This is a genomic window from Mesorhizobium sp. M7A.F.Ca.CA.004.06.1.1 (assembly GCF_003999135.1).
Lineage (GTDB): Bacteria > Pseudomonadota > Alphaproteobacteria > Rhizobiales > Rhizobiaceae > Mesorhizobium.
In genome coordinates this window covers 1-6,526 of sequence record NZ_RZPQ01000297.1, presented here as the reverse complement: position 1 = coordinate 6,526, position 6,526 = coordinate 1, and the positions used below count along the sequence as shown (strand labels likewise).

Annotated in this window: 8 protein-coding genes; 7 read left to right on the top strand and 1 reads right to left on the bottom strand. The window is 63.0% G+C overall.

Translation table 11 applies throughout. The annotated features are described in order from the left end of the window. Window positions 1–39: 39 nt before the first annotated feature. Window positions 40–468 carry a DUF4440 domain-containing protein gene (locus EN906_RS18315; protein ID WP_127266587.1) on the top strand — a complete coding sequence of 143 codons (429 nt, stop codon included), beginning with the start codon at window positions 40–42 and terminating at the stop codon, window positions 466–468. Between the two features lie 48 nt (window positions 469–516). Next, window positions 517–1,776 (top strand): ABC transporter substrate-binding protein, encoded by a 1,260-nt coding sequence (locus EN906_RS18310; RefSeq protein ID WP_127266586.1) that lies wholly within the window; start codon window positions 517–519, stop codon window positions 1,774–1,776. Between the two features lie 187 nt (window positions 1,777–1,963). Here EN906_RS18310 and pcaQ read toward each other — a convergent pair whose 3' ends face one another. After that, window positions 1,964–2,881 carry a pca operon transcription factor PcaQ gene (gene pcaQ / locus EN906_RS18305; protein WP_127266585.1) on the bottom strand — a complete coding sequence of 306 codons (918 nt, stop codon included), beginning with the start codon at window positions 2,879–2,881 and terminating at the stop codon, window positions 1,964–1,966. 92 nt (window positions 2,882–2,973) lie between these two features. Between pcaQ and pcaD the strand changes: the two genes are divergently transcribed. From pcaD to EN906_RS18280, 5 genes are all read left to right on the top strand, one after another. Next, complete coding sequence (pcaD, locus tag EN906_RS18300) at window positions 2,974–3,783, top strand: 3-oxoadipate enol-lactonase (RefSeq protein ID WP_127266584.1); 810 nt, start codon at window positions 2,974–2,976, stop codon at window positions 3,781–3,783. Next, complete coding sequence (pcaC, locus tag EN906_RS18295) at window positions 3,776–4,183, top strand: 4-carboxymuconolactone decarboxylase (RefSeq protein ID WP_127266583.1); 408 nt, start codon at window positions 3,776–3,778, stop codon at window positions 4,181–4,183. Before pcaD ends, pcaC begins: the two co-directional genes overlap by 8 nt. After that, window positions 4,173–4,928 carry a protocatechuate 3,4-dioxygenase subunit beta gene (gene pcaH, locus EN906_RS18290; RefSeq protein ID WP_127266582.1) on the top strand — a complete coding sequence of 252 codons (756 nt, stop codon included), beginning with the start codon at window positions 4,173–4,175 and terminating at the stop codon, window positions 4,926–4,928. Before pcaC ends, pcaH begins: the two co-directional genes overlap by 11 nt. Next, window positions 4,928–5,542, top strand: a complete 615-nt coding sequence (pcaG, locus tag EN906_RS18285) for a protocatechuate 3,4-dioxygenase subunit alpha (RefSeq protein WP_127266581.1) — start codon at window positions 4,928–4,930, stop codon at window positions 5,540–5,542. The genes pcaH and pcaG overlap by 1 nt, the downstream gene beginning before the upstream one ends. Window positions 5,543–5,561: 19 nt before the next feature. Then, window positions 5,562–6,526 (top strand): 3-carboxy-cis,cis-muconate cycloisomerase (locus tag EN906_RS18280; protein WP_127375288.1); only part of this gene is annotated, 965 nt, incomplete at its 3' end.

Below are 6,526 nucleotides of genomic sequence, written 5' to 3'. Positions count from 1 at the left end.
CGGCTCGATCATGCACTACAACCTCAATGCGGGGAAGAAATGAGCGACGAGCCCTCCCTGTTTTCACGCGCCAGCGCCGAAATCATCGACCTGCACCGCTTCTTCGTCGACTGGTTCGTCGCTGCGCGCGCCAACACGGTGGACTTCGGCCGCTTCGAACGCGCCATGGGCAAAGACCTCAGCATGGTGGCGCCGGACGGGCAGATCCTCGACCGCGAAGCGGTCATCGATCATGTCCGCGCAAGCCGCGCTTCCTGCGACGATGGTTTTGCCATTTCGATCGAGGACATCCGGCCCGGCTGGCAGGACGCCGATACCATCGTCGTCCTCTATGTCGAAGCGCAGCTGCGCGCAGGCAAGCACAGCCGCCGCCAGTCCAGTGCCGTCTTCACCACCAGTTCATCGGCGCCCAACGGCGTTGAATGGCGACATCTGCATGAGACCTGGCTGCAGGTGCCGGAACGCTGAACAGGCTCCAGAATTCAAATACAGTCGAGTAACGAAAGGGGAACAACAATGACAAAGACGATACTCCAACTCACCACCGCGCTCGCCCTCGTCACGATGGCGGGTGCTGCGCAAGCCGCCGATTGCAAGATCACCGTCGGCCTCGTCATGGAGCTGACCGGCCCGGCCGGCGAATACGGCCAGGCCGGCGCCAAGTCGGTCGAGATGGCCTTCCGCGACATCAACGGAGCCGGCGGTGTGCGCGGCTGCGATCTCGTCACCGACACGCGCGACAGCCAGAGCCAGGGCAACGTCGCCGTTGACGCCGCCACCCAGCTGGTTCAGGTCAAGAAGGTGCCGGTCATCATCGGCGGCATCATCTCCTCGGTGTCGATCCCGATCCTGACTTCGGTCACCGCACCAGCCAAGATCGTCCAGGTCTCGCCGGCTTCGTCCTCGCCGACGCTGACCGCGCTCGGCCGCGACGGCAAGACCAACGGCATCTTCTTCCGCACCATCACCTCGGATGCGCTGCAGGGCGTCGCCGCCGCCAAATACGCCGTCGACAAGGGTTTCAAGAAGCTGTCGATCATCCATGTCAACAACGATTTCGGCGTCAACATGGTGGCCGAATTCTCACGTGCCTACAAAGCGCTCGGCGGCACCATCGTCTCCGACACGCCCTACAATGAGAAGCAGTCGAGCTATGCCTCGGAAGTCACGGCGGCAATGGCCGGCGAACCGGACGGTCTTTACCTCGTCAGCACGCCGGTCGACGGCGCTACGGTCGCCCGTACCTGGATCTCGCAGGGCGGCGTGCAGAAATTCCTGCTCAATGACGGCATGAACAGCCCTGATTTCATCGAGTCCGTCGGCGCCGACTATCTGAAGGAAGCCTACGGCACGTCCTCCGGCACCAGCCCGACGGCCTCGACGGAGTATTTCACCAAGAACTACAAGGAATTCTCCGGCATCGAACCGACCAATCCGGCGGCCGACCGCTCCTATGACGCCGGCGCGATTGTTGGTCTGGCCATCGCCATTGCCGGTTCTGAGGATCCGGCCAAGATCAAGGATGCGATGTACAAGGCCGTCGATCCGGCCGGCACGCCGATCTTTGCCGGCAAGGAAGAGTTCGCCAAGGCGCTCGGCCTGATCAAGGACGGCAAGCCGATCCGCTATGAAGGTGTCATCGGCCCTGTCGCCTTCGACAAATATGGCGACATCACCGGCCCGTTCCGCCTGTGGAAGATCGTCGACGGCAAGGTGGCAACGGACGGTGAAATGACCACCGACGATGTCAACGCGCTGCAAGCCAAGCTTCAGTAAGACAACTCTCCGGTATCGATCACGATCCATCGTGATCGATACAGGACGATTGTCCTGTTTTACATTGCCGACGGACACGGACGACGTCGCTCAGCGCTTGACCCGAGAAACATCCTCAATCCGGGACGGGTCTTCGACCTCGACCCGACTGCCTTCTGCCGATGACGATCCCGCACAGCCTGACGCATCAGCCGCTTTGCCTTGCCGCTTCGCGGATGGTCTGCAGCAGGATGGAAAAGGCCGGCGAGGGCGCGGTGTCGGTCCGCATGGTCAGGCCGACCGGTCCCTTGGTTTCCTCGGTGTTGACCGGCAGGGCGACGAAGGCGCCGCTGCCGAGTTCATTGGCAACGACGCCAGCCGAAATGATCCAGACGGCATTGCTTTGCCGCAGGAAGGCGCGGCCGAAGGAGTCTGAAACGGTTTCGATCTCGGTTGCCGGCGCCGTCATGCCGTTGGTGATGAACAGGCGGTCGACGAAGGGGCGGATGACCGATTCCCGCGTCGGCATCAGCATCGGGAATTCGTCGAGCCGTGCGAACACATCCTGTCCCGGATCGAGCAGCGGATGTCCGGCTCGCACCACGAACAGCACCGGTTCAGAATAGAGGTGCTCGAAGAAGAAGCCGGTCATGTTTTCCGGCGCCGCCAGCCTTCCGACGACGAGATCGAGCGCTCCGGTGCGCAACTGTTCGAGCAGCACGGCGTTCTCGCCGGTGACGATCTTGATCGCCGCACCTGTGTCCTCCTCGAGGAACAGGCCCATGGCGAGCGGTATCACCCGCGCCGACACTGTCGGCAGCGCACCGATGCGGATCGGGTGCCGGCTGACCGCTCCGTCCTGGCGGACAGAATCGACGCCTTGCTTGAGTGCCGTGATCGCCGTTCCGGCATGGCGAAGAAAGATCTCGCCAATGCGCGTCAGTCGGATGCCACGGCCGTCGCGCTCGACCACCGCAACCCCCAGCGCCCCTTCCAGCTCGCGCAATGTCTTGGTCACTGCCGGCGGGCTGACATGCAGCAAGTCAGCCGCTCGTGCCACGCTTCCCTGCCGCGCGACCTCCAGGAATGCCTGCAAATGGCGGAACCGGATCCGGCTCTCGGACATGAATTAATAACCCATGAGTTAATGAAACGACGCAAAATATCATTTTACCGAACCAAACGCCTTGTGCAATGTGGGGGCGGAGGACCGAAACCGTGCCATTCCTCACCATCGGCGGCATCACGCTGCACCATCGCCACATCAAGGCGAGCGGCAATGCGCGCCCTATCATATTCATCAATTCACTGGGCACCGACTTCCGGATCTGGGACGAAATTGTCTCGGCGCTCGATGGTGAAATGCCGCTGCTGGTCTATGACAAGCGCGGTCACGGGCTGTCCGACATCGGCGACATCAGGTCGATCGACGATCATGTCGATGATCTCTCGGCCCTCATCGATCATTTCGAATTGAGCAAAGTCGTGCTGTGCGGCCTGTCGGTCGGCGGCATGATCGCGCAGGGGCTCTATGCCAGGCGACCTGAAATCGTCGAAGGCCTGATCCTTTGCGACACGGCGCACAAGATCGGCACGACGGACAGCTGGAACACACGCATCGCAACGGTCGAAAGCAAGGGCATCCAGGCGATTGCCGATGGCGTGCTCAAAATGTGGTTCACCCCCGCCTTCCACGCAGCGCGTGTGGCCGAGCTCGACGGCTATAGGAACATGATGACCAGGCAAGCGCTCGCCGGTTACATCGGGACCTGCGCTGCCGTTCGCGATGCCGATTTCACCGATGCCGCACGCCGCATCGCGGTGCCGACACTCTGTGTCGGGGGCGACCAGGATGGCTCGACGCCGCCCGATCTCGTCCGCTCGCTGGCCGAGCTGATCCCCGCCGCGCGCTTCGAGATCATCCGCGACGCCGGACACATTCCTTGCGTCGAACAACCTGAAGCGCTGGTCGCCCTGATCCGCAGTTTTATCGCGTCGCTTGCCCCTGGGACAGCAACCCATGGATGAAGCCCCCGGCGACGCAGCCAGATATCGCAAGGGGCTTGCGGTGCGGCGCTCGGTACTCGGCGACCGGCATGTCGACCGGGCCGAAATCGCCGCCACCGATTTCGACCAGCCTTTCCAGGAGCTGATCACCGAGGCTGCCTGGGGAACCGTGTGGGCGCGGCCGGGCTTCACCAAGCGTGAGCGTTCGATCGTCACGCTGGCGCTGCTGGCCGCACTCGGCCATGATGAGGAGGTCGCCATGCATGTGCGCGCCACCGCCAACACCGGTGCGTCGCGCGACGACATCTGCGAGGCGTTCCTGCATGTCGCCATCTATGCCGGCGTGCCGGCCGCCAACCGTGCCTTCAAGATCGCCAAGGAGGTGTTTTCGGAAATGGACGAGAGCCAGAATGCCCGCTGAGTCCGGCTCGACCCGGAGGCCCGAGACCGGCGCCTTCTTCCAGCGCGACCGGACATGGCATCCGCCGGCTCTGACGCCGAACTATAAAACCTCGGTGCTGCGCTCACCGCAAAAGGCGCCGCTGTCGTTCGACAACACGCTATCGGAGATTGCAGGCCCGGTCTTCGGTCACGCCATGCTCGGCGAACTCGACGCCGACCTGATCCACAATTTCGCCAGGCCCGGCGAGAGCGCGCTCGGTGAGCGCATCCTCGTCTATGGGCGGGTGCTCGACGAACGCGGCGTTGGCGTGCCCGGCGCGCTGCTTGAGTTCTGGCAGGCCAATGCCGGTGGCCGCTATCGCCATAAGAGGGATGGCTATCTGGCGCCACTCGATCCGAATTTTGGCGGTTGTGGCCGAACTATTACAGGCGAGGATGGCTTCTATGCGTTTCGTACCGTCAAGCCCGGTCCCTATCCCTGGCCGAACGGGCCGAACGACTGGCGGCCTTCGCACATCCATTTCTCTGTCTTTGGCCACGGCTTTGCGCAGCGGCTGATCACGCAAATGTATTTCGAGGGCGATCCGCTGATCTGGCGCTGCCCGATCGTGCGCGGCATCCCCGACAAGGCGGCCATTGAGACGCTGATCGCAACGCTCGACATGCAAGCGACGATCCCCTTCGACGCGCGCGCCTACAAGTTCGACATCGTTCTGCGCGGGCGCCGCGCGTCGCGGTTCGAAAACAGGCTGGAGGGCAATTGATGGCCCAGTCGCTCGACCGGCTCAGGGAGAGCCCCTCGCAGACCGCCGGACCCTACGTTCATATCGGGCTGACGCCCAATTTCGGTGGCATCGGCGGCGTCTACCCGACCGACCTCGGCGCGACCATGGTCAACGACAAGACCAAGGGCGAGCGCATCGGCCTGCGCATCCGGGTGCTCGACGGCACCGGCACGCCGCTCAAGGATGCGCTGATCGAGATCTGGCAGGCGGATGCCGACGGGCTCTACAATTCGCCGGCAGAACCGCGCGGCACGGCCGATCCCAACTTCTTCGGCTGGGGCCGTTGCCCGACCGACATGGACACCGGCCTGTGTGCGTTCGAGACGATCAAGCCTGGCCGCGTCCCGTTCAACGATGGTCGCCTGATGGCGCCGCATATCACGCTCTGGATCGTCGCCCGCGGCATCAATCTCGGCCTGCACACAAGACTGTATTTTTCCGATGAGGAAAAGGCCAATGCTGAAGATCCGATCTTTGCGCGGGTCGAGCACCGCCTTCGCGTGCCGACGCTGATCGCCGAGCGCCAAGGCGATATGTATGTCTTCGACGTCCATCTCCAGGGGGAGAAGGAAACGGTCTTCTTCGACAGCTGATGCTCAGGAGGCCTGTGACATGACTGTATCGCCTTTCGACCATCCGCTGCTCTCCGCTCTTCTCGGCGACGAAGAAGCGGCGAGGCATTTTTCCGTCGAGGCGGAAATCGAGGCCATGTTGGCCTTTGAACAGGCGCTGTCGCAAGCGGAGGCCGATAACGGGATAATCTCCAAAGATGCCGAGGCAGCGATCGTGGCGGCGCTTGGCACGTTCCGGCCGAACACGGCTCTGCTGCGAGCCGGGGTCGCCAAAGACGGCGTCATGGTGCCGGAGTTGGTGCGCCAGATCAGGGCGGCGGTCGGCGAACCGCATGGCCAGAAAGTGCATTTCGGCGCGACCAGCCAAGACGTCGTCGACACGGGCCTGATGCTTCGGCTGAAACCCGTCGTCGAGCATCTCGATCTGCTGTTGACCGAAACCGTCATGCGCCTCGCCTCGCTCGAAGAGCGTTTTGGCGGCAGGGCGCTGACCGGCATGACGCGTATGCAGAAGGCGATTCAGATCAAAGTGCATGATCGTGTGGCAGCGTGGCAGGGGCCGCTGCAACGGCACCAGGAAAAGCTGCCGGAACAGTCGAGATGCCTGCTGGTGGTGCAGTTCGGCGGTGCCGCCGGCACACTGGAAAAACTAGGCGACAAAGGGAAAGCGGTGCGCGCAGCCCTGGCCGTCAGGCTTGGTCTTGGCGACGCACCGCAATGGCAGAACCAGCGCGACGCGCTCGCTGATTTTGCCGGTTGGTTATCGCTGCTGACCGGCAGCCTCGGCAAATTCGGCCAGGACATCGCTCTGATGGCGCAAGATGGAACCGAGATCAAACTTTCCGGCGGTGGCGGCTCGTCTACCATGCCTCACAAGCAGAACCCGGTGAAGGCCGAAGCGCTGGTGGCGCTTGCCCGCTTCAACGCCACGCAGCTTGCCGGCCTGCATCACGCGCTCGTGCATGAGCAGGAGCGCGTGATGCAGGCCGGCAAGCTGCGTGGCGT